The organism is Superficieibacter electus (genome assembly GCF_002915575.1).
GTDB classification, from domain to species: Bacteria; Pseudomonadota; Gammaproteobacteria; order Enterobacterales; family Enterobacteriaceae; genus Superficieibacter; species Superficieibacter electus.
In genome coordinates this window covers 68310-90952 of record NZ_PQGD01000005.1, presented here as the reverse complement: position 1 = coordinate 90952, position 22643 = coordinate 68310, and the positions used below count along the sequence as shown (strand labels likewise).

Annotated in this window: 20 protein-coding genes; 12 read left to right on the top strand and 8 right to left on the bottom strand. The window is 51.8% G+C overall.

Annotated elements, in window-relative coordinates; genetic code table 11:
* Window positions 1-201 precede the first annotated feature (201 nt).
* The gene (locus tag CHU32_RS07220; RefSeq protein ID WP_103674841.1) at window positions 202-504 is read left to right on the top strand and encodes a DUF2755 family protein; all 303 of its coding nucleotides are present in this window, start codon (window positions 202-204) and stop codon (window positions 502-504) included.
* Here CHU32_RS07220 and CHU32_RS07215 read toward each other — a convergent pair.
* Window positions 501-1598, bottom strand: a complete 1098-nt coding sequence (locus CHU32_RS07215) for a DUF1615 domain-containing protein (protein WP_103674840.1) — start codon at window positions 1596-1598, stop codon at window positions 501-503. The two genes, CHU32_RS07220 and CHU32_RS07215, sit on opposite strands and share 4 nt — an antisense overlap.
* 19 nt (window positions 1599-1617) lie before the next feature.
* Window positions 1618-2838: a peptide antibiotic transporter SbmA gene (sbmA, locus tag CHU32_RS07210; protein ID WP_103674839.1), complete on the bottom strand. Its 1221-nt coding sequence runs from the start codon at window positions 2836-2838 to the stop codon at window positions 1618-1620.
* Window positions 2839-3160: 322 nt separating this feature from the next.
* Between sbmA and ampH the strand changes: the two genes are divergently transcribed.
* Complete coding sequence (gene ampH / locus CHU32_RS07205) at window positions 3161-4318, top strand: D-alanyl-D-alanine-carboxypeptidase/endopeptidase AmpH (RefSeq protein WP_103674838.1); 1158 nt, start codon at window positions 3161-3163, stop codon at window positions 4316-4318.
* Between the two features lie 3 nt (window positions 4319-4321).
* On the opposite strand, the gene CHU32_RS07200 is transcribed toward ampH, so the two are convergent.
* Window positions 4322-4948 (bottom strand): helix-turn-helix domain-containing protein, encoded by a 627-nt coding sequence (locus CHU32_RS07200; protein ID WP_103675049.1) that lies wholly within the window; start codon window positions 4946-4948, stop codon window positions 4322-4324.
* Window positions 4949-5042: 94 nt separating this feature from the next.
* The gene (locus CHU32_RS07195; protein WP_103674837.1) at window positions 5043-8060 is read right to left on the bottom strand and encodes an autotransporter outer membrane beta-barrel domain-containing protein; all 3018 of its coding nucleotides are present in this window, start codon (window positions 8058-8060) and stop codon (window positions 5043-5045) included.
* Window positions 8061-8632: 572 nt separating this feature from the next.
* On the opposite strand from CHU32_RS07195, the gene hemB reads away from it, so the two are divergent.
* Window positions 8633-9604: a porphobilinogen synthase gene (hemB, locus tag CHU32_RS07190; RefSeq protein WP_103674836.1), complete on the top strand. Its 972-nt coding sequence runs from the start codon at window positions 8633-8635 to the stop codon at window positions 9602-9604.
* A gap of 224 nt (window positions 9605-9828) precedes the next feature.
* On the opposite strand, the gene CHU32_RS07185 is transcribed toward hemB, so the two are convergent.
* From CHU32_RS07185 to CHU32_RS07175, 3 genes are read right to left on the bottom strand one after another with little or no spacing between them, the layout of a single operon-like run.
* The gene (locus CHU32_RS07185; RefSeq protein ID WP_103674835.1) at window positions 9829-10641 is read right to left on the bottom strand and encodes a MetQ/NlpA family ABC transporter substrate-binding protein; all 813 of its coding nucleotides are present in this window, start codon (window positions 10639-10641) and stop codon (window positions 9829-9831) included.
* Window positions 10642-10661: 20 nt separating this feature from the next.
* Complete coding sequence (locus CHU32_RS07180) at window positions 10662-11330, bottom strand: methionine ABC transporter permease (protein ID WP_103674834.1); 669 nt, start codon at window positions 11328-11330, stop codon at window positions 10662-10664.
* Window positions 11323-12345: a methionine ABC transporter ATP-binding protein gene (locus CHU32_RS07175; protein ID WP_103674833.1), complete on the bottom strand. Its 1023-nt coding sequence runs from the start codon at window positions 12343-12345 to the stop codon at window positions 11323-11325. Before CHU32_RS07175 ends, CHU32_RS07180 begins: the two co-directional genes overlap by 8 nt.
* A 427-nt stretch (window positions 12346-12772) precedes the next feature.
* On the opposite strand from CHU32_RS07175, the gene CHU32_RS07170 reads away from it, so the two are divergent.
* From CHU32_RS07170 to CHU32_RS07135, 8 genes are all read left to right on the top strand, one after another.
* Window positions 12773-14140, top strand: coding sequence for a pyridoxal-phosphate dependent enzyme (locus CHU32_RS07170; RefSeq protein WP_103674832.1), 1368 nt, complete (start codon window positions 12773-12775; stop codon window positions 14138-14140).
* Between the two features lie 12 nt (window positions 14141-14152).
* Window positions 14153-15298 (top strand): trans-sulfuration enzyme family protein, encoded by a 1146-nt coding sequence (locus CHU32_RS07165; RefSeq protein ID WP_103674831.1) that lies wholly within the window; start codon window positions 14153-14155, stop codon window positions 15296-15298.
* Window positions 15299-15443: 145 nt separating this feature from the next.
* Window positions 15444-16262, top strand: coding sequence for an ABC transporter substrate-binding protein (locus tag CHU32_RS07160; RefSeq protein ID WP_103674830.1), 819 nt, complete (start codon window positions 15444-15446; stop codon window positions 16260-16262).
* Window position 16263: 1 nt separating this feature from the next.
* A complete protein-coding gene (locus CHU32_RS07155) occupies window positions 16264-17082 on the top strand; it encodes an amino acid ABC transporter ATP-binding protein (protein WP_103674829.1) in 819 nt (272 codons plus the stop codon).
* Window positions 17079-17831, top strand: coding sequence for an amino acid ABC transporter permease (locus CHU32_RS07150; RefSeq protein WP_103674828.1), 753 nt, complete (start codon window positions 17079-17081; stop codon window positions 17829-17831). The genes CHU32_RS07155 and CHU32_RS07150 overlap by 4 nt, the downstream gene beginning before the upstream one ends.
* On the top strand, window positions 17831-18535 hold the full coding sequence (locus CHU32_RS07145; protein WP_103674827.1) for an amino acid ABC transporter permease: 705 nt from the start codon (window positions 17831-17833) through the stop codon (window positions 18533-18535). The genes CHU32_RS07150 and CHU32_RS07145 overlap by 1 nt, the downstream gene beginning before the upstream one ends.
* 87 nt (window positions 18536-18622) lie before the next feature.
* Window positions 18623-18871 carry a glycine zipper domain-containing protein gene (locus tag CHU32_RS07140; RefSeq protein ID WP_103674826.1) on the top strand — a complete coding sequence of 83 codons (249 nt, stop codon included), beginning with the start codon at window positions 18623-18625 and terminating at the stop codon, window positions 18869-18871.
* Window positions 18872-19068: 197 nt separating this feature from the next.
* Window positions 19069-20361 carry a glycoside hydrolase family 28 protein gene (locus CHU32_RS07135; RefSeq protein ID WP_103674825.1) on the top strand — a complete coding sequence of 431 codons (1293 nt, stop codon included), beginning with the start codon at window positions 19069-19071 and terminating at the stop codon, window positions 20359-20361.
* A gap of 31 nt (window positions 20362-20392) precedes the next feature.
* On the opposite strand, the gene zinT is transcribed toward CHU32_RS07135, so the two are convergent.
* Window positions 20393-21043 (bottom strand): metal-binding protein ZinT, encoded by a 651-nt coding sequence (gene zinT, locus CHU32_RS07130; protein ID WP_103674824.1) that lies wholly within the window; start codon window positions 21041-21043, stop codon window positions 20393-20395.
* A 342-nt stretch (window positions 21044-21385) separates the two neighbouring features.
* Between zinT and CHU32_RS07125 the strand changes: the two genes are divergently transcribed.
* Window positions 21386-22627, top strand: coding sequence for an MFS transporter (locus tag CHU32_RS07125; RefSeq protein ID WP_103675048.1), 1242 nt, complete (start codon window positions 21386-21388; stop codon window positions 22625-22627).
* Window positions 22628-22643: the final 16 nt, after the last annotated feature.

Sequence of the window (22643 nt, the reverse complement as noted above, 5' to 3'; positions counted from 1 at the left end):
GTCTGTGGTGGATGCGGAAATTCTGAAAAGCGACATAGGTTAAATTTAAGTTACCAATTTGTGACATAACACTAACTTATGAAACCAGGAGAATTCCAGCGCTGAATTTACCATGAATCTGATATTGACAACGGCAATGACCTGTCAAACTAAGCATCAGTACGGGCATGAAGTCTGAAAGAATAGGTCCGGGAGGTTAGTATGACAGAATTCACCTTTTCCAAACCCATGTTGCGTGGGAAAAAGAAAGATCGGTCCACTCCAGGGAATATTGCTTACGCGCTTTTCGTATTGCTTTGCTTTTGGGTGGGCGCACAAATCCTTAATCTTGTTGTGCATGCACCGGGAGTTTATGAGCAACTAATGCAAATACAGGATACCGGACGGCCGCATGTCGAAATGGGCCTGGCGGTAGGTACTCTTTTTGGGCTGGTACCTTTCCTTGTAGGGTGCATGATTCTGGGCGTTGTGGCGCTGTTGTTGCGGTGGCGTCATTATGTTTAATTTTGCGCCATACATTTAGCCCGTCGATCGTCAACGCGTTTCGCGAACCAGGCTGTCGTGAGATTGCGCGTGATCTTCGGGCTTTCCAGTTGAATGCCAGGTAACAACGCCTTCGGCAAGGTTTTCCCGCTTTTTCTTTCCGCCAGTTTAAATACGTCACTATAAAGATCGGTTTTCTCGAACGAGAGTGAATCCCCTTGTTCCAGCTGACTGCGGATTTCGCTATCACTCATCTTAAGTTGCCCCGCCAGTTTTCTTACCGCCAGCTCCGTTGTTCCCGCTTCACGGCTGTTGTAACGGATCAAATCTCCGTCAAGCGCCAGCTTCACCCCACTGGCTTTGCTGACTGCATTCTGGAACGCGGCGTTACGGCTGGCGTACCAGCCAGCATTAAAGTCGGCGAAACGGTAAAGTGGCCCGGAATAACTGGCGGGATAATTTAACAGGTGATATGTGCCAAACCACAAGCCACCACGCAGGGTAAAGACCTCCTGACGCACGGTGCCTTCCATTTTCCATGGATAACCACGCGTATGTTGCTGGGCAAAGGCAATACTGACCTGCATAGGCCCGCCGGTATGCACAGGATTGAACGAGCCAAAAAGCTGCTGGCCAAGCGGTACGGTATCGATTAAATCATCGAAGATAGCGCTGAGCTGCTTTTCGGTCTTAACCGCATCCAGTCTATCGCTGTAGCTCTTGCCGTTAGGGGATTTTATCTTCAGTGCGGTATGCACCAATAACGCCGGGATATGCACTTTCGCCGCCCGACGTTCGATCTCTTGCCAGGCTATTTTATTCAGGCCAGGCACGGCAGGATCGGCCTGATAATTTGATTCCTGCTGCGCCACGGCCAGCACCGAGCAGACATTTTCCTCCGTCGGGGCCAGTTTTTGGCTTTCAAACGTACGGGCAATGATTTGTGCCCATTCGTCACGATTCTTTACACTGGCCGGCATTTTCTTGCGCACCAGGCTCTCGACATCAATGGCCTTCTCGCCTTTTTTCAGCGGCGTTTTTTCTGTGCTACAGCCAGCCAGAATCAGTGCAGCCAGGAGGGTTATCGCAGCAGAGCGGGAGTAAGGTGCGGTCATGATTCAGGCTTCCCTGTGGTTAAAAATAGGTATTAACAGCCTCCCCCACTGCTGGTTGATCCAGTTCGCGTTCAAAGCTGCGCAGGCGCTTATAAATCGACATTAGCTCTACCAGAGTAGGCCATGACGTGATGAGATACTGAAAGGATTCACGTACCTGACCAAAGACATCCAGGATCTGACGCATCAGACCCAGCGTTACTGTACCGGTAACGATGGACGGAAACAGCAGGAACAAACCGAAAACATTGTCCACCTGCAGATACAAAATGCGTGCAATGTTGAAATACATATAGTGAAAATAGAGACGAAAGTAGTTTTGCCGCACCGCGGTGAACAACTCACGAAGCGTTGGCGGCGTGGCGCGTGTCGGGTCGTCTTCACCATATACCAGCTCTTTACGATAGGCGGCCTCTACACGCTGGTTTTTAAACTCAAGCCCCGGCAGTTTAATCCCTACTACCGCCAGCAGAACGGTACCTAAAAGCGCCCACGCAATGCCCGCGATCACCAGTCCATAGTGCAGATGTCCAATTACCGGCAGTTCAGGCACGTGTGCTGACAATGTCACGAGTACGGGTAAAAACGCAATTAATGTCACGATGGCATTTAAAAAACTAACGCCCATATCTTCAAGCGTGGATGAAAAACGCATCGTATCCTCCTGTACACGCTGAGCCGCACCTTCAATATGTCTCAGTTGCGGCCAGTGGTGCGTATAGTATTCGTTCATCGCTGTACGCCAGCGGAAGACATAGTGGCTAATAAAGAAATTGTTCAGTACGCCAATCACTACCGCGATAAGGGCGATGCCAAGAAAGGTCAGAATGCCGTGATAGAACTGTTCGATATTGACCGAATTCGGCTTGCTCAGCGCTTTCTGGATCAGATCGTAAAAAGGCCCGTACCAGGCATTAACGGCTACACCTACCTCGACTAAAAACCAGGTGACGAAGATAATCAGCGCCGTTCCCCAAATAGACCAGCGCTGCCAGCGATGCGGGCTGTAATACCGCCAGAACAGGGCAAAAAGCCCGACGCAGAGAGCATAGAAGGCATAAAATACCAGATAGCCGGGAGACCAGAATCGCGCGGCGCTAATCGGTGCATCGCCGGAGGCAGAAAAGAAACGCAGCAGCCAGGCCCCGCCTGCGGTTTGCCAGAAAAGCACGGCAGCCAGTGCCCAAAAAAATGCCGAGAGAAAAAACGGCCCCGGTTTTGGGAAAAAAGATTTGAACATGTATGCTCCCGAATGGATCTTTCGAGCGTGGTTCAAGGGATATGAATCACGGTAAAAACGGCGGCTCAGCGGCCGCAGAATGAGACCTGAAGCGTAAGGCTTAGTTCTCTGACGAATCGTGAGGAATTGTATCGACGGGTTACAACTGACATGCGCGCCTGACTGGCGTTTTTGCCGCAGGCACGGCTCTCTTTATAAAAAAATGCGCTATTTTTCTGCGGGTCATTTTTTTCCTTTCCCGGTCCGTCCGAAAGAGGCTTTGCAACGGCGAATTAAGTAGTATAAATAGGCATAGTTTTTAATTTATTGATGGATCTTCTCGTTGAAACGTTGCCTTTTCCTGTTAGCCGCGCTGTATGCGGCCACGTTGCCGGTCGCCCATGCCGCGCAGACCTCTCCTGATCCTGTTTTTGCCTCCGATATTGTCGACCGTTACGCTAATCATATTTTCTATGGCAGCGGCGCAACGGGAATGGCGCTGGTGGTGATTGATGGCAATCAGCGGGTGTTTCGCAGTTTTGGTGAAACGCGTCCGGGCAACAATGTCCGCCCACAGCTGGACTCCGTGATCCGTATCGCCTCACTGAGCAAGCTGATGACCAGTGAGATGCTGGTCAAGCTGCTCGATCAGGGGGTAGTGAAACTCAACGATCCACTCAGTAAATATGCGCCGCCGGGTGCCAGGGTGCCTGGCTATAAGGGCACCCCGATAACGCTGGTTAATCTGGCGACGCATACCAGCGCACTGCCCCGTGAGCAGCCTGGCGGCGCGGCACATCGTCCGGTATTTGTCTGGCCCACCCGGGAACAGCGCTGGAGCTGGCTTTCCACCGCCACGCTAAAAACGGCACCCGGCTCACAGGCATCCTACTCTAACCTGGGGTTTGATTTGCTGGCCGACGCGCTGGCAAATGCCGCGGGAAAACCTTACGCACAGCTTTTTGAACAGCAGATCACCCGCCCACTTGGCATGAAAGACACGACTTTCACTCCGTCGCCGGACCAGTGTAAGCGTCTGATGGTGGCGGAGAAAGGTGCCAGCCCGTGTAATAACACTCTGGCGGCGATTGGCAGTGGTGGCGTCTATTCAACGCCCGACGATATGATGCGCTGGATGCAACAGTTCCTCTCATCCGATTTTTATACCCGTAATAGTCAGGCAGACAGAATGCAGACGCTGATTTATCAGCGCAGCCAGCTTACGCGGGTGACGGGTATGGATGTGCCGGGCAAAGCCGATGCACTGGGGCTGGGTTGGGTATATATGGCCCCCAAAGACGGCAGACCGGGGATTATCCAGAAAACAGGTGGCGGTGGCGGATTCATCACCTATATGGCAATGATCCCTCAGCATAATATTGGTGCGTTTGTGGTCGTTACTCGCTCACCGCTGACCCGGTTTGTGAATATGAGCGATGGCATAAACGATCTGATAAGCGAGCTGAGCGGTAACAAGCCGCTAATTGTGCCCGCTTCTTAACCGTTAATAGTCATAAGGCAGGCGGTTAACATTGACCAGTTTGCCTTTATGCATTTGTATGTAGCTTCCGCGACGCAGGGCTGAAAGTACCTCAGCAATGACGGAGCGGGAGACGCGGGTACGTCGTTGGATGTAGTTGATGACCCCTATCCGCGAGCGCAAAGTCTCATCCCATTGCGCCATGGTTAACAGTGTCGAGCGGATCTGGTTATAGTTACTGGTGCCGACAAGGTGCATATCGCGCTTTTCCAGCATCCGGTGTTGCCAGGTGAGCCAGTAAAAGGCTTCTCGCCATATCCCTTCTTTTTCCAGAATCGAGAGCGTTTCTGATGCAGGCAAGTAATAGCCGCTGCATTCGCTTTCCGCTTGCAGGACATAATCACTGGCGTTTTCGATCGCGTCAGCCGACAGGCCAACAATGAAAGGTGCGCTGGCAAAGCCCAGCAAAATATCGTTGTATTTACGGCTTAACGAAATAATTCCCCTTTGAAAAACAATCGTATAGTTGTGTGTTTGCTCGTCAGAAAAAGGAAATGGTTCACCTTCGTGACATGTGAAACGAGTGCCGTGTAAAGACAGGTGTTTATCAAGCACACTAAATTCGTTAAGCGGTTTACATGGGGTTGTCATTTCTAAGCCTTCCTTGCGAAAAATGCCCGTCATATCCATGACAGGCATTGAGACAAAAGTTAAAACAGGGGAGTTGCCTCCCCTTACTTCGGGATTACCAGGTGTATTTAACACCAGCGCTTGCTGCCCAATCCTGGTCAACATCGCCGCCGCCAACATAGGTAACACCGGTGTTAGCACTGAAGTTTTTGGTGAAGCTGAACTGGCTGCCCACACCAACACGTACCGCAGAACCTTTAACGCCGTTATCAATGTTATCACCATTGAAGTCGGAATCGTTATCAGAGTCGTCGTATACGTAAGCCAGTTTGAAGTACGGCGTCATCGCCTGGTCACCGTAGTTGAAGGTATAACCGGCATCCACACCCGCTTCATAACGCAGGCTGTCGTAATCCTGACCACCGACGTTAGCGTCGTTGCTCAGACGATAGCTGTCACCAGACTGGAACAGGCCATTGATGCTAGCGTACGGAGTTACGTAACCAGCGTCGTTAACTTTCCAGTCATAACCCAGTTTCAGGCCAAAGCCCCATGCATCAGCAGTGGTGTTACCATCAACATACGCACCGTTGCTCATGTTAGCAGTCAGGTCGTTGTCGAAACGGCTGTAGCTCAGGTTGCCATCAACAAAGATGTCGTTTGCGAAGCGAGCTGAAGAGTAGATGTAGGCAGACTGGCTGTCCTGATCTACCTGACCCGTACGGTCGCTCATATCGCCTTTAGCAAGGGCAGCTGCCGCACCAACGATCCACTTAGCGTTGTTACCATCAATTTTGGTATCAATACCGACCATGATGCCGTTAACGTCTTGATCGTAGTTGATCGTGTCGTTGTCAGCACTGAAGCTACCACCGAAGTAGCTCACCCATGCGCCACCGTTGTCGTCAAAGCCATGACGAGCGCTGGTCAGACGGGTAGACAGAGTATCCTGTTGCAGGTTCCAGATGTTGGTGTTTGCAGAAGGAATGCTCAGAGCCATGTTCGCATAGTCGGTCAGTTCCATCTGCTGCAGAACAACGGTGTTGCCCTGTTGCTGTGCCTGATAGGTGTAAGCACCCAGGTCAGCTTTGTTAGCAGCGCTGAAGGTAGCATTGGTGTTGATATCATCAACATAGATGATTTCTTTACCTTTGTAGTCAGCGATAGAGCCAGCACCGGTGGCGTCGTCGATACGAACTTTGTAGTTACCGGTTGCGGCTACAACGTTGTCGTTAGCATCGCTATAAACGTCATCGGTACCATCAACTTCATCTGCATAATCTGTTGTCAGATTACCGTTACCATTTACCGTCAGGTGGCCATCGGAGTTCATCGCGATAGTACCGTAACCGTAGTTAGCCTGAGTTTTATCGTTAGTACGATTGTTGACCAAGTCAGCGTTCAGCACATAGTCATTGCTATGGATGTTGAATACACCTGAGTTAACATAATCACTGCTATGAGCAACGTCGCCACTGGTCAGATTCAGAGTGTCAGTATCAAAGACGCTTGAAGCGCCGGTATTGCTTGTCTGAACATCCAGTACGCCACCGTTGGTTACGGTGATATGGTTGGCATACAGAGCTTCCTGATTTCCACTCCATGAAGCAGAAACTTCATCAGACAGTGTTACAGTACTATAAGAATCAATGGTCAGGTTATCCGTGCTTACGGCACCACCTTCACTGATATTCATTGCAGAACCGTCTTTCAGTACAATGCTATCAGAGGTCAGTGTAGAAGTATCTGCAACATTGACCTGAGAACCGCTGTTGATTGCCAAGGTATCAATCAGCGAATCTTTGGTGGTGTCCCACTCTGAACCGTTGTTCAGCACAACGTCAAAGATACCACTCTGGAAGGTTTCAGCGTTGTTGATACGACCCCATGCATCACGATTATAATCATATTCTGCATCAGGGTCTAAACTGTTGGGAGCAACATCAACGATGTTATTAGATGTTAACTCCTTAGTATTAGCGTATGCCGCACCTACCCATTTGCTATGGTTCAGCGTCAAGGTTAGATGATCAACGTTCTGGTCATCATCAGCCCAGCCACCATTGGTCCAGGTATCCGTAGTGCCGTCTACTAAATGTTTTTCAGGGTAGAAATTATTATTCCAGGTACTCTGGAAGTAAACGTCACCCAGCAATTCGGAATTGGTGAATGTTGCAGTGTTTACCATGCGATAATCAGAAGCGCTACTATCGATGAATGATAATGCAATATCATTCGGATTATGATTATCGCCACTATAATCACTTGGCTCATCAGAATTACCAAAATGATATTCTGCGCTGCCATTTTCATCCCATGATACTGAACCAGAAGTCACAGTGGAATCAACAACATTAATGTTATTATCCCAGGAATGAGATTCAGTTGTATAGGCGTCGTTAGTAGTATTGCCCTGAGCCAGACTAATGCCAGCAATATGAGAATTATTTGAAACATTGATGTTGCTTTCTACATCAAGGTTCACTGCAAGGCCAATACCAACTCCGCCATTCTCAAACAATTCTGCATACTGGTAACCTTCACCAGCTGTGGTATAGAATGTTTCATATTTTGTTTTTGTGACATCACCGTCTTGATAGGTATCAGTGAAGTACAACCCTTCATAATCATCATCAACGATAGAGTTAGAAATGTTCAAAGTGAACACATCGCCATCATGCCAGTTCTGATCAATTACTCTATTAGTGTTGTCGGTATTGTACTCGGAATACTGATAAACCCAAGAACCATCACTGCTAGTCCCCATAGGTAACATTGAAGTGATTGAGCCATGAATCACTGAATTAGCGATATTCAGCTCATTGGCATTACCATTTGTACCATCAGTATAATCGTGGTTCAGGTAATAGGTAGAGATTGTGCCGTTAACGGTATCACCGTTAAAGTTCTGATCAAAATCGCCACTCGCATTGTTGTAATAAACAAAGCCATCATAGGTAACATAGTTACCATCAGAACCCATGGCATCCATATTGGACCAGTCAAGCTCGGTCGTAGGATTATCGTGATACCCCCAGGTATCATAAGTCGCCGCATTTGCCTGAGAAGCGATCGCCAAAGTGCAGGCCAATGCTAATTGAGATACTACCAGTTTCTTTTTCCAGGTTTGCATTTGTCATCCCTCCTCAGGGACGTAATCTAGTTGGTCCATCAATTATTAATGCAATCAAAATCAGTAATGTTACATTGCAGCCCGAATTATGCGGTTTTAGCGGTAGAAGGTTCAATTAATCTTTGCCAAAAGTCCGAAAACAGACATTTAATATTTTAAAATCATTAAATAACCCTTTAAGATTTTCTAAAGTCATTAATAAAATACTTTAAAAACAATAACTTGAACAACGTTATAATTAAGCCGTTAATCATAATCGACATAAATAAATGATTGCTATTCATAAACCAAATAATAGGAAAGCGACTATTGATCACGCCAAAGAGAGAGATTTCTCATTGCCACTGGTGGTATCAAAACTCCGGGAAATCGCTCCTGCACTGTCATCAAATTATTTATATAAAAATATCATCTAAATAGGAATCAACATTCACCATAAATATGTAAAAAGGTTTTTACTGCTATATTTATGTCTGATAACCCCCCTTTTGCAGTTAATCGCAACTTTAGTAAAACACAATAGTGATAATTCAGGTACAATAACATTATATTTCACAAACATCAGGCATATCATGACCGATTTAATCACTCGCCCCCGTCGCCTGCGCAAGTCTCCGGCGTTGCGCGCCATGTTTGAAGAGACAACACTAAGTTTGAACGACCTGGTGTTGCCGATCTTTGTTGAAGAAGAACTTGATGAGTACAAAGCCATTGAGGCGATGCCGGGCGTGATGCGCATTCCCGAGAAACACCTGGCACGCGAAATTGAACGTATCGCTAATGCGGGTATTCGCTCGGTAATGACCTTTGGGATTTCCCACCACACCGACGCGACCGGCAGTGATGCCTGGAAAGAAGATGGGCTGGTGGCACGCATGTCGCGCATCTGCAAACAGGCAGTGCCGGAAATGATTGTGATGTCTGACACCTGTTTTTGCGAATATACCTCGCACGGTCACTGCGGCGTACTTTGCGAGCACGGCGTGGATAACGACGCCACCCTTGCTAATCTTGGCAAGCAGGCGGTGGTAGCAGCTGCTGCAGGTGCAGACTTTATTGCCCCGTCCGCGGCAATGGACGGCCAGGTTCAGGCCATTCGTCAGGCGCTGGATGCCGCCGGGTTCTTTGATACCGCGATCATGTCCTATTCCACCAAATTCGCGTCTTCTTTTTATGGCCCGTTCCGTGAAGCCGCCGGAACCGCATTGAAAGGCGACCGTAAAACTTACCAGATGAATCCGATGAACCGTCGGGAGGCGATTCGCGAGTCGCTGCTCGACGAATCTCAGGGCGCAGATTGTCTGATGGTTAAACCCGCAGGGGCCTATCTGGATATTTTGCGCGATATCCGCGAGCGCACCGATTTACCTCTGGGTGCTTATCAGGTCAGCGGCGAATACGCGATGATTAAGTTTGCGGCGCAGGCGGGTGCCATCGACGAGCAGAAAGTAGTGCTGGAAAGTCTGGGGGCGATCAAACGAGCCGGTGCGGATTTGATTTTCAGCTATTTCGCGCTGGATTTGGCAGAAAAGAAAATATTGTAACGCCGGAGTGCCTTGCCTGGCGGCGCTTCGCTTGCACAGGCCTACAGCTGGTGGACGGAAAAGGGATAAGTCACGCCGGTGGGTGACCTTGCCTGGCGGCGCTTCGCTTGCACAAGCCTACAGCAGGCGGGCGGAAAAGGAATAAGTCATGCAGGTGGGAAGCGTTGCCTTACGTGAACGCTGATAAACCGCCATCCGCTTTTACAGCGGATGGCGTCGCGCAATCAGTTATTAACCGGGATCACCGCACCTTTATATTTGGTACGTATCCAGTCCTGAATCTCTTTTGAGTGCAGTACCTTCACCAACTCAACGATATCTTTTTTCTTCTCGTCGCCGCGGTGTACGGTAATGATGTTGGCATACGGGTTGTTCTCACCGCTTTCTACTGCAATAGGATCGTGAACCGGGTCCAGACCGGCGTCGATGGCGTAGTTAGCGTTAATCACTACCGCATCGCCTTCGTCATTGTTATACATCTGCGGCAGCAGCGCGGCTTCTACGTTCGGCTGGAACTGCAATTTTTTCGGGTTTTCTACGATGTCGCTGATGCGCGCGTTAACTTTATCCACGCCCGGCTTCAGTTTGATCACACCTTCTTTTTCGAAAATAGACAGAATACGCCCTTCTTCAGACACTGCATCACGCATGATGACTTTTGCGCCCTGCGGCAGGTCTTTCAGCGATTTGTATTTTTTAGAGTAGATACCGATAGGCTCAATGTGGATCGCGCCAGCGCTGACGAAATCAAACGTCTTATCACCCGCATGGTCTTTCAGCACGCTATTCAGATAAGGAATGTGCTGGAAGTAGTTAGCATCAATGTCGCCGCTGGCCAGCGCAGTGTTTGGCAGAATGTAGTCCTGGAACGGTTTGATTTCCAGATCGATACCCTCTTTCGCGAGGATCGGTTTAGCCTGCTCCAGAATTTCTGCATGCGGCACGTTGGATGCGCCGACGGTGAGGATATCCGCCCAGGAGGCGAAACTCATGGCACTTAAGGTTGCTGCGGCGATCAGTGTCAGTGTTTTTGTCATGATGTTGGTTTCCGTAATTATTAGCGTTTGTCTAACAGAGAGGTAATAACGTCGCCGCAGAACTGGATGATGAAGACGACGATCAAAATAGTCACCGTCGCCACCAGCGTGACGTCGCTATGGTTGCGCTGGAATCCTTCCAGATAAGCAAGATTCCCTAATCCGCCTGCGCCAATCACGCCTGCCATCGCGCTGTAGCTGACCAGCGCAATCAGTGTCACCGTAATGCCTGACACCAGTGCAGGAGAGGACTCCGGCAGTAAAACCCGAAAAATCAACGTGCTCAGTCGCGCGCCCATTGAGCGGGTAGCTTCAATAACGCCTTTATCCACTTCCCGCAGGGCTATCTCGACCAGCCGCGCGTAAAACGGAGCCGCGCCCACAATCAGTGCCGGCAGCGCCGCATTGGCACCGAGAATGGTGCCCACGATCGTTTTGGTAAACGGGATCAGCAGAACGATTAAGATAATGAACGGAATGGAGCGGAACACGTTCACGATAATGGAAATCACGCTATACAGAATCCGGTTCTGAAACAGCCCGCCGCGGGCGGTCAGAAACAGTGCCAGCCCAAGAATAATCCCCAACACAAAGGTCGCGATCCCGGAGAGCGCCGTCATATACAGCGTTTCCTGGGTTGCCGCCCACAGTTGTTCCCATTTCAGATGGGGTAACAGTTGATCAAGCATGTTTAATCACCTCGCATTCAATACCGCCGTTGCGCAAATCCGCGAGGATATTGTTCAGTTGACCCTGGTTTGCAATAACGTGAAGCCATAATTGCCCAAAAACGCCGTGGGCGGTCTGCGACATTTTGCCGTGCAGAATATTAAACGGCAGGCCATAGCGCAGCGTCAGTTCGCCAACGACCGGCTGATGGGTGTTTAAGCCAGTAAAAGTGAGTTTGATCACTGCGCCGTCCAGATCGCGGGTCAAATCCGGGTTAAAGGCTTCCTCTTCTTTATACTGGCTTACCTGACGCACAAACTGGCGGGTGATCGGCTGTTGCGGGCGGGTAAAGACGTCCAGCACTTCGCCCTCTTCCACCACTTTGCCGTTTTCCATCACCGCCACGCGGTCACAAATTTTTCTGACCACATGCATTTCGTGGGTGATCAGCACAATGGTCAGCTTAAAACGGCGGTTAATATCCAGCAGCAGATCGAGGATCTGGTCGGTGGTCTGCGGGTCCAGCGCCGACGTGGCTTCATCACACAGCAGCACATCCGGGCTATTGGCCAGCGCACGGGCGATGCCGACACGCTGCTTTTGCCCGCCGCTGAGCTGAGAAGGATAAGCCTCTTCCCGGCCAGTAAGCCCGACCAGTTCGATCAGTTCCGCAACGCGGGCTCGAATTTGCGCTTTAGGTGCACCAGCAATTTGCATCGAAAAAGCAATGTTTTCCCGCACGGTGCGCGACCACAGCAAATTAAAGTGCTGGAACACCATGCTGATCTTCAGGCGCGCCTGACGCAAAGCCTCGCCTTTCGCTGAGGAGATCTCATGACCATTAATGGTCACACTCCCCGAAGTGGGTTTTTCCAGCCCGTTGAGCAGGCGGATTAGCGTACTTTTCCCCGCGCCACTGTAACCAATAATGCCGTAAATCTGCCCTTGTTCGATGGTTAAATCCACGCTGTCCACAGCGACGACGGGCGTCTTACCGTGATCAAAAATCTTCGAAATATTCCTGAGTAAAATCATCTTATAAGGTTACCCGATGCTTCTTATCTGTTGCGTAGTTGTGATGCGAACGGCAGTTTAGCAGTATGGACGTCCATATGATAGTAATCAGTGTAAATTATGTTTTAAACAAACTGATTGATATTAGTTATAACAAAAAACGCTATAGCACGATTTCTACGGCTCCGCTGGCTAAGAGAGAATTCGGCAAAGCATATGCGCGTCCTGAATAACATCTGCGTAGACGAAGAAACGGATGCTGCTGCGAAGCGCATTCTTCCGTTGTGGTTAGCCATCCATCCGTAAACACTCCCACACGGCTTTGCTTCCTGATGGCTAAAGCGTTGTTTATATTACTTTTGTGCATAAAACACAGAGAATAATTCTTTAGCCGAGGTTTTTGACGCATCTACTATTCCGCCATGTTCATAGTCTCTGGTGGAATACAATGACCGTTTTTCATTCTGTCACCGATTTAATCGGTAATACGCCCCTACTCCAGCTACATAAGCTGGATAGCGGACCATGCGAACTGTTTCTAAAGCTGGAAAATCAGAACCCCGGCGGCTCCATTAAAGATCGCGTGGCGTTGTCGATGGTTGCCGAAGCGGAGAGAAAAGGCCTACTTAAACCCGGCGGCACCATTATCGAAGCGACCGCAGGCAACACCGGCCTCGGTCTGGCACTGATTGCTGCGCAGAAAGGTTATTCGCTGGTACTGGTGGTCCCGGACAAAATGAGCCGCGAAAAAATCTTTCATCTGCGCGCGCTGGGCGCACAGGTTTTGCTCACCCGTTCTGATGTCGGTAAAGGGCACCCGGCCTATTACCAGGATTACGCCCGCCAGCTGGCGGATGATACTCCTGGCGCGTTTTATATCGATCAGTTTAACAATGCTGCCAATCCGCTGGCCCATGCCACCACTACCGCGCCGGAACTGTATGATCAGCTTGACGGGCGTATTGACGCCATCGTAGTCGGCGTGGGTTCCGGTGGTACCCTCGGCGGGCTTCAGGCGTGGTTCGCCGAACATTCTCCGCACACGGAATTTGTGCTGGCTGACCCGGCCGGGTCTATTCTTGCCGATCAGGTAGAAAATGGTCGTTATAAGGACGCTGGCTCCTGGCTGGTCGAAGGCATTGGTGAGGATTTTATTCCCCCACTCTCTCATCTGGAGGGAGTTAAGCAGGCGTGGCGGGTAACCGATGGCGAAGCGTTTACCACTGTTCGCGACTTACTCAAAATAGAGGGCGTACTGGCCGGCTCCTCTACCGGTACGCTGCTGACCGCTGCGCTGCGCTATTGTCAGTCTCAAGCTACGCCAAAGCGCGTTGTAACTTTTGCCTGTGATAGCGGCAATAAATATCTCTCCAAAATGTTCAATGACGACTGGATGCGCCAGCAGGGGCTCCTCTCTCGTCCACAGGTAGGCGATCTTAGCGATTTTATCGCCCTGCGCCACGATGAAGGTGCCACCGTCACCGCCACGCCGGACGATACGCTGGCTACCGTTCTTGCCCGTATGCGTCTGTACGATATCTCCCAGCTTCCGGTACTGGATAACAACGCGGTGGTCGGAATTATTGATGAATGGGATTTAATCAGTCATGTCGAAGGCGACAGAAAGCGTTTTGCCCTGCCAGTGCAGGAAGCAATGACCCGCGAGGTTGAAATCATCGATCGCCATGCGCCGGAAAGTGCCCTGAAGTCTATTTTCGATCGCGGTCTGGTCGCAATTGTTGTCGATAACCATCGTTTTATGGGTCTGGTGACCCGTAGCGATGTCTTAACTACCTGGCGTAATCGCCTGTCGTAATAGGGATCTGATATGAAAAACCTTGCCACACTGAGTGTTCACAGCGGCGCATTTAATGACCAGCATGGTGCGGTCATGCCGCCGATTTATGCCACTTCAACCTTTGCTCAGCCTGCGCCCGGGCAGCATACCGGCTACGAATACTCGCGCAGCGGCAACCCAACCCGCGACGCGCTGGAGGCTTCTATTGCCGAGCTGGAAGGCGGTAGCCGCGGCTATGCCTTTGCCTCCGGGCTGGCGGGTATCGCGACCGTACTCGAACTGCTTGATAAAGAGAGTCACATTGTGGCGGTGGACGATGTCTACGGCGGCACATATCGCCTGATCGAAAACGTGCGCCGCCGCAGCGCAGGATTGCAGGTAAGCTGGGTGAAACCAGACGATCTGCAGGCGATCGAAGCCGCGATCCGCCCGGAAACCCGAATGATCTGGGTGGAAACGCCGACCAATCCCCTGCTGAAACTGGCCGATCTGGAAGCGATTGCCGCCATCGCCAAACGCCATCATCTGATTAGCGTGGCGGACAATACTTTTGCCTCACCGATTCTACAACGTCCGCTGGAGCAGGGTTTTGATATCGTGGTCCATTCTGCAACCAAATATCTCAACGGCCATTCCGATGTGGTCGCCGGACTGGTAGTGGTTGGCGATAATCCTGAACTGGCCAAACAGCTCGGCTACCTGCAAAACGCCATCGGCGGCGTGCTCGATCCGTTCAGTAGCTTCCTGACGCTGCGTGGCATCCGCACGCTGGCGCTGCGTATTGAGCGTCATAGCAGCAATGCGCTAACGCTGGCCCGCTGGCTTGAGCAGCAGCCCCAGATTGAAAAAGTCTGGTATCCGGGTCTGGAATCGCATCCGCATTTCGCACTGGCACGCAGGCAGATGTCACAGGCAGGTGGGATGATCTCCATTGTGGTGAAAGGCGATGAACAGCTCGCGGCAGCCATTATCAAGAAACTTAAGCTTTTTACTCTGGCCGAAAGCCTGGGCGGTGTGGAAAGCCTGGTCAGCCAGCCTTTCAGTATGACCCATGCCTCAATCCCCCTTGAGCAACGGCTGGCTAACGGCATTACGCCGCAACTGATTCGCCTGTCTGTAGGTATTGAAGACCCGCAGGATTTGATCGCCGATCTGCGCCAGGCGCTGACGCAATAAATCACTCATTCAATTTACCTGTTGATAACAACGCTTTTACTTATAGTTTTTCTGATATAGATAAGAACTTTTTCTTCTTTGTCGGCGGTGAAACATTGTGGGAGCGTAGCGCTACAAAACAAAAACAGGGCAGGCAGAGGAATCTATGGCACATCAACTACACACATTTAAAACACTGGCGCTGACCATCGGGCTGCTGACACTGGGCACAGCCGCGCATGCCGATCAACTGGCAGATATCAAAGCCGCAGGCGTGGTCAAAGTGGCCACCTTTGACGCAAATCCACCATTTGGTTCAGTGGACCCGAAAAGCCATGAGATCGTAGGCTATGACGTGGACTTTGCCAAAGCGCTGGCAAAATCGCTTGGCGTGAAGCTTGAACTGGTGGCGACCAACCCGGCGAACCGGATTCCGTTGCTGCAATCCGGCAAAGCGGATTTGATTGTCGCCGATATCACGATTACCCCGGAACGCGCGCAGGTGGTGGATTTCTCGACGCCGTACTTTGTCACCGGACAGCAATTCCTGGTCCCGGCAACATCGCCGGATAAACTGGACGAGTACAGCCGCGCACGTATCGGCGCAGTAAAAGGCACTACCGGCGAACAAGCGCTGCACCAGCGTTACCCGCAGGCTCGCGTGCTGGCGTATGACGACATTCCGCTGGCGCTGACCGCCCTGCGTAATGGCAACGTTCAGGCAATTACTCAGGACAGTACCATCCTTGCGGGCCTGCTGGCCGAAGCACCAGACAAAGCGAAGTTTAAGATCCTGCCGGATCTGCTGAGTAAAGAAGAGATCGGCGTAGGGGTGAAAAAAGGCGAAACGGCGCTGCTGAAAGCGGTGAACGATGAGCTGGTCAATCTGGAGAAAAACGGCGAGGCCGCCAAAATTTACGACACCTGGTTTGGTCCTTCCACCAAAACGCCACAGCCACGTTCTTTTACTATCGAAGCAAAGTAATATGTTGTCAGGTTTACGTTCCCAATCCGCAGCCGGGTCTGCGGATTTTTCGCGTCTGGAAAATGCCAGCGTTGAATTTCGCGATGTGGTGAAAGCCTTTGGCGATCATCGCGTATTAAACGGTATTAATTTAACGATCAATCCCGGCGAAGTGGTGGCGATCCTCGGCCCTTCCGGCTCCGGGAAATCCACGCTGATCCGTCTGATCAATCAGCTCGAGTCATTAAGCGGCGGCGATATTCTGATCGACAACAAATCCACGCGTCAGCTACAGGGGCGCGCGCTGCGCCAGCTTCGCAGCCGGGTAGGGTTTGTGTTCCAGCAATTTAATCTGTATGCCCATCTTAACGCGGTACAGAACATCACCCTGGCGCTGGAGGCGGTCCACGGCTGGAAGAAAGCCGAGGCCAGCACGCGCGCGCTGGAACTGCTGCATCAGGTCGGACTGGCGGATAAAGCGCAGCATATGCCCTCACAGCTTTCCGGTGGCCAGCAACAGCGCGTGGCCATCGCCCGCGCCCTCGCCTCTTCGCCACAAATTATTCTGTTTGATGAACCGACATCAGCGCTGGACCCGGAGATGATAGGCGAAGTGCTGTACGTCATGAAAAGCCTCGCGCACAGTGGCATTACCATGATTGTCGTCACCCATGAAATGCAGTTTGCCAGGGAGATTGCCGACCGGGTCGTGTTTATTGATGGCGGTGAAATTTGTGAGGTCGCCCCACCCGCAGAATTCTTTACCCGGCCACGCCATCCTCGCGCGCGGCGCTTCCTGCAAAAAGTGCTCGATCCGCTGCATCAGGAGCGCCCGGAGTGACTCAACTACTGGACTGGCAGGGGGTACTGACCGGGCAGCCTCTGCAGTGGATCATTTCCGGTTTTCTTACCACGTTATGGGTGACGGTGGCTGGCATCCTGCTGGCGACATTATTAGCGATTCTTTTTCTGGCCCTGCGGCTGGCGGGTGGACGCATTGGTCGCGCACTGGTGGCTGCGTGGGTTTCGTTGTTTCGTAATACGCCACTGCTGGTGCAACTCTTGTTCTGGTATTTCGCCGCCTGGAATCTGTTGCCGCTGGCGTTTCGCGACGTCATCAATGCCGATCATCGCTGGTCAATTCTGCCGGGCGACGTCTGGTGGCTGACACCAGAGTTTATCTGTTCTGCATGGGGGCTGGGGGTGTTTACCTCCGCGTTTTTGATTGAAGAGATCGAATCTGGCCTGCGCGCGGTAGCCAGCGGCCAGCGTGAAGCGGCGCTGGCGCAGGGGTTTTCCACGTGGCGACTTTTCCGGCTGATCCTGCTGCCGCAAGGGCTGGCTAATGCCTGGCAGCCCATTATCGGACAATACCTGAACCTGATGAAACTCTCTTCGCTGGCAAGCGGAATTGGCTTTGCCGAGCTGACCTATCAGGTGCGGCAGATTGAAAGCTATAACGCTCACGCGCTGGAAGCCTTTGCCGTCGGTACGGTGCTGTATCTGGTGACCGGGTTGGTTGCCGGGGCGATCTTTGTCCGTCTTGGGCCAAAGCATGCGCGCGCGGCAGTAAAAAGAAGGAATGCCTGATGCTGGCAAACATTACCGTAATTACGGATAACCTCGATTATTTGCTGTGGGGGCGACTGGCTGACGGCCAGCCTGGCGGCGTGGTACTGACCCTGCTGATGGCGCTGGGCGCTGGGTTGCTCGCCCTGCCAGGCGGTATCGCGCTGGCCTGTGCCGCCTGGCGTTATCCGGGAGTGGTGCGGCGAGTACTGTTCTTATGGGCCGAGTTGATTCGCGGCATTCCGCTGATTTTCGTCATATTCTGGCTGTGGTATCTGCTGCCGATGCTGACGGGTAGCGACTTGCCTGGCGCATTAACCGTCACGCTGGCACTGGCATGGTTTACCGCCGCCTCGGTGATGCACTCGGTACTTGCCGGGCTGGAGGCGCTGCCGGCCGGGCAGTATGAGGCGGCGCAAACGCAGGGTTTTACGCCGGGCCAGACATTAAGACTGATTTTATTGCCGCAGGTATTACACAACGTTCAGCCTTCGCTGGTCGGCATTTTTATCAGCCTGCTGAAAGATACCTCGCTGGCATTTATCGTCAACGTGCCGGAACTGACCACTGTGGCAGGACAGGTTAATAATCGGGTGCAAATCTACCCCACCGCGATTTTTATCTTCACTGGCGTGGTGTATTACCTGCTGTGCAGCGGACTGGGCCTGCTGGCAAAACGCTGGCAACCATGCAATGCGCCGGGAGCATCCCTTCCCCTGCAATAAACGAGGCGATGAGAATTTTCCGGACTTGCCACACGGCGTCTGAAGGGCACCTATACTTACATTACACACGTACCTAAGGAGCCTGACATGTTTGAGAAAGCAGAAAACAAAGTAAATGAAGCCGCGGGTAAAGCTCAGGAAGTATTTGGTCGCGCAACGGATAGCCACGATGACACTATTAAAGGTGCGACGCGCAAATACGCATCGCAGGCAGGCTATGCGGTACGTGACGCGGCAGATACTGTTCGTGACCAGGTTTCGTCTAACCCACTGGGCGGACTGGCTATTGCGGGTGCCGTTGGCGTGGTGCTGGGCTTCCTGCTCGCACGTAAATAATTTACGCATAACGTTTCTACAGGGACTGCCTCAGGGTGGTCCTTTTTTTGCCGGACTACTCCCTCTCAGGCGGATGGCTCACGCTGCCTGCGCCAACGATTTTTTGCCAGTCTTTCCCTATCCATGTCCATCAGATAAAGGTTTTTTCGCCAGTAATTCGCTAAAACGGTATTTATTTATCGGCTCACAGGACGCGTATGGCGCAGTTTACGCTTGATAACAGCAGCACGTTTTCTGACGGGCAGTATCCCGTCACCGATCTCATTCAGCGCATGATAGAAGAGGCGCAACCCGGCGATACGCTCGTTATTCCTGCCGGTCGTTTTTTAACCGGTGCTTTATTTCTCAAGAGCGGATTATCACTTTATCTTTCGCAAGGCGCAGTACTGTTGGGTAGTCAGCAACTCATTGATTATCCATTGATTGAAACCCGCGTTGCTGGCATTGATATGATCTGGCCTGCCGGAATAATTAACGTCAATCACTGCCAGGATGTGCAAATTTACGGCCCCGGGACAATTGATGGGCAGGGTACTGTCTGGTGGCATCGCTTCTGGGGTGCGGACCAGCAAAGCGGTATGCTGGCAGACTACAGCGCCCGGGGGCTGCGCTGGGTAGTGGATTATGACTGCCAGCGGCCGCGCAATATCGTGGTTTATCACAGTAAAAATATTACCATTAACGAGATAACCAGCCGCGAATCCGGATTCTGGAATCTCCACCTGTGTTATTCGTCGCATATTGCCGTGACCGGCGTACAGATTGCCAATTCTGCCGGTCCCAGCACCGACGGTATTGATATTGATTCGTGCGAGCAGGTGCGGGTGGAAAAGTGCGTAGTGTCCTGCAATGATGACAATATCTGTATAAAAGCCGGTCGGGGCAAAGAAGCTGCGGAGCGCGGTATTGTCGCGCGCGATATTATCATTCGCCACTGCCAGCTTAATAAAGGCTCCGGTATTACGCTGGGTAGCGAAACTTCCGGCGGCATTGAGCGGGTGCTGATTGAACATAATCGCTTTAACGGTACTGGCGTCGGCTTTCGGATAAAATCGGCGCGCAATCGTGGCGGGTTTATCCGCGATATTACGGTGCGTCACCTGACGCTCACCGACGTCACTTTCCCGGTGATGATCCAGCTAAACTGGTTTCCTCAATACAGCTACGGTGACAAAGGTCATCTGGCGGACAAACCGCGGCACTGGCAGAAACTGGCGCAGGGCGTTGACGGCGAGGCAGGTTTAACGCGGGTATCACGTCTGACGCTGGAGCATATTTCCGCCTGCCGTTCAGACGAGGCAGTTTTCTCACGTGCGTTCTTTATTGAGGGTTATCCGCAGCGGCCCATTGAGGCGCTCACGCTGTCATCCATTACCATTGCCGCGACTGAGTTTGGTAAAATTTCGGGCGTTAACTCCCTGGTATTTAACCATGTACAGGTCAGCGCGCCCACGGCGACATGCGACAATAATGATAGCTACGAGCGCTAACCCTGTGCCCACAGGCACAGGGTTTTCGATATTAGTGGTGCAGCATCTCGTCAACCACCTGCTCATTGGTTAACTGGTACGGGTAGTATGTCGGCCAGTTATCCATCTCTTTCAGCAAGGCCTCCTGAGAGGTATTGCCCATAAAGATATGATAGTGAGCCGACTGGCGCGGTGCGATCGTATGATCGCTGAACTGAACGTACTTTGGCGCACCACTGTTGGTATCTTTACACTCAAACAGATAACGCACGCCTTTCTTACCGGAGGTATAGGTCAGGATCTTATGCCCGGCATAGTCGTACTTGCAGGAGCTAACGTTGTCGCCGACGTGAAATTCCATCACACCGTTTTCAATACCGATGGTCTGTACATCAGTCTTATAGCCCTTGCGGTAATACTCTTTGATCTCATCAACGCTCTTGCTCTTGTCTTTCTCCGCTTTCTTTTTAAAAACCGGGTCCAGTTCGCCGCTCACCAGCAGCGGATAGACCGACTGCCACACGCCTTCCCAGTCGGACAAGTTGCGATCTTTCACGTCTTTATCATCAAAAACGCCTTCTGCCGCTTTCTGCTCCATTTCACTTAATGGTTTACCGTGTGAATGGTGTGCATGGGAGAGTGCCTGGCCGCTGAACAGCAGCGCGCCAAGTGTAATCGCCAGAGTTTTATAATGAACCGCCAAAATAGACCCCTCGAGGTAATGTTGATATTTATTGTTACAATATAACATAACGCAAAATGACGCAATAATTGTTACCACTTGTGGGTAAAAACAATCTATCGGGTGAATGTTTCACTATATGAAGCATTTTAACCCGCCAATCTTTGATAAGCCTCACGCAACCCGCCACCGCATTCGCCAGCATGAAAGCAATCCCTACACTCAGCGTACTGATAACAACAAACATCACACCGACGGCTACCCTGCTTACCGGGAGGTAACATGCAACAAACAGGCATTCACTACGCCGGAGACGATGCTGCCGGGCAGCAGAAGGTCCCGGCCAGACGCACCGCAAAGATCATGATGTCAGCGGGCGTCGGCCATTTTATTGAATGGTTCGACTTCGGCCTTTACGGCACGCTGGCCGCCATCATCGCCAGTAACTTTTTCGTCAGCAGCGATCCGGCGGTGGCGTTATTAAAATCCTTCGCCGTCTTTGGCTCAGGCTTCCTGATGCGTCCGCTGGGCGGACTGTTCTTCGGCTCGATGGGCGACCGGCTGGGACGGCGCAAAGTGCTGGTGACCGTGATCGTCATTACCTCGATCTCCACCTTCGTCATGGGCATTCTGCCCACCTGGCAGCAGGTCGGTATTCTCGCGCCCATCCTGCTGGTGCTGACACGCCTGGTACAGGGTTTCGCCGCGGGCGGCGAAAGCTCGGGCGTGATCACCTATCTGGCAGAAAGCGCCTCGCCGAAGCGGCGGGCCACTTTGACCTGCTGGAGCGAGAACTTCAGTTTTATGGCGTTTGTCTGCGGTTCCGGGCTGGTGCTTTTCCTGACGCATATGCTGGGAGAAGCGGCGATGAACGACTGGGGCTGGCGAATACCGTTCCTGCTGGCGGCTCCACTGGGCCTTGGTGGATTGTATATGCGGCGCAATATGGAAGACTCAGCAGAATTTCATAAGCTGAAAGCCAGCGGCAAACTGGAAAAATCGCCGCTGCGCAAAACGCTCTCGACCTCCATGCGCGCGCTGCTGTTCTGTACCGGTTTTGTGGTGGTCAAAGCGGTAAGCAGTTGGGTGCTGCAATCCTTTATGCCGGGCTATTTGTCCACACATCTGCACTACAGCCGGACCGATTCTTATCTCATTACTACCCTGGGATTGCTGAGCGTGGCGATCTGCATGCCGCTCACCGGCTATCTTTCTGACCGCTGGGGACGACGCCCGCTGATGCTGATGGGCTGCGGCGGGTTTATTCTTCTGACCTGGCCGGCGATGCTGGTGATGAGCCAGGGCTCGGTGGTTAACGCCATTGCCGCCATGAGTATGCTCGGCGTTTTCGTTGCCATGTTTAACGGTGGGTGCGGCGCGGCGATGGTCGAACTATTCCCGACCGCGATCCGCTACGGCGGCATTGCGATTGCCTATAACCTGACGGTCGCGGTATTTGGTGGCGTCACGCCGTTGGCCTCAGCAAGCCTGATTTCCTGGAGTGGCGATCCTCTCTCTCCGGCGTGGTACGTGATGATCACCGCGCTCATCTCTTTCATTGCCGTGTGGTTCGCTAAAGAAACCGCCGGAAAAATTCTTGATTAACGTGACCGGGAGTTGT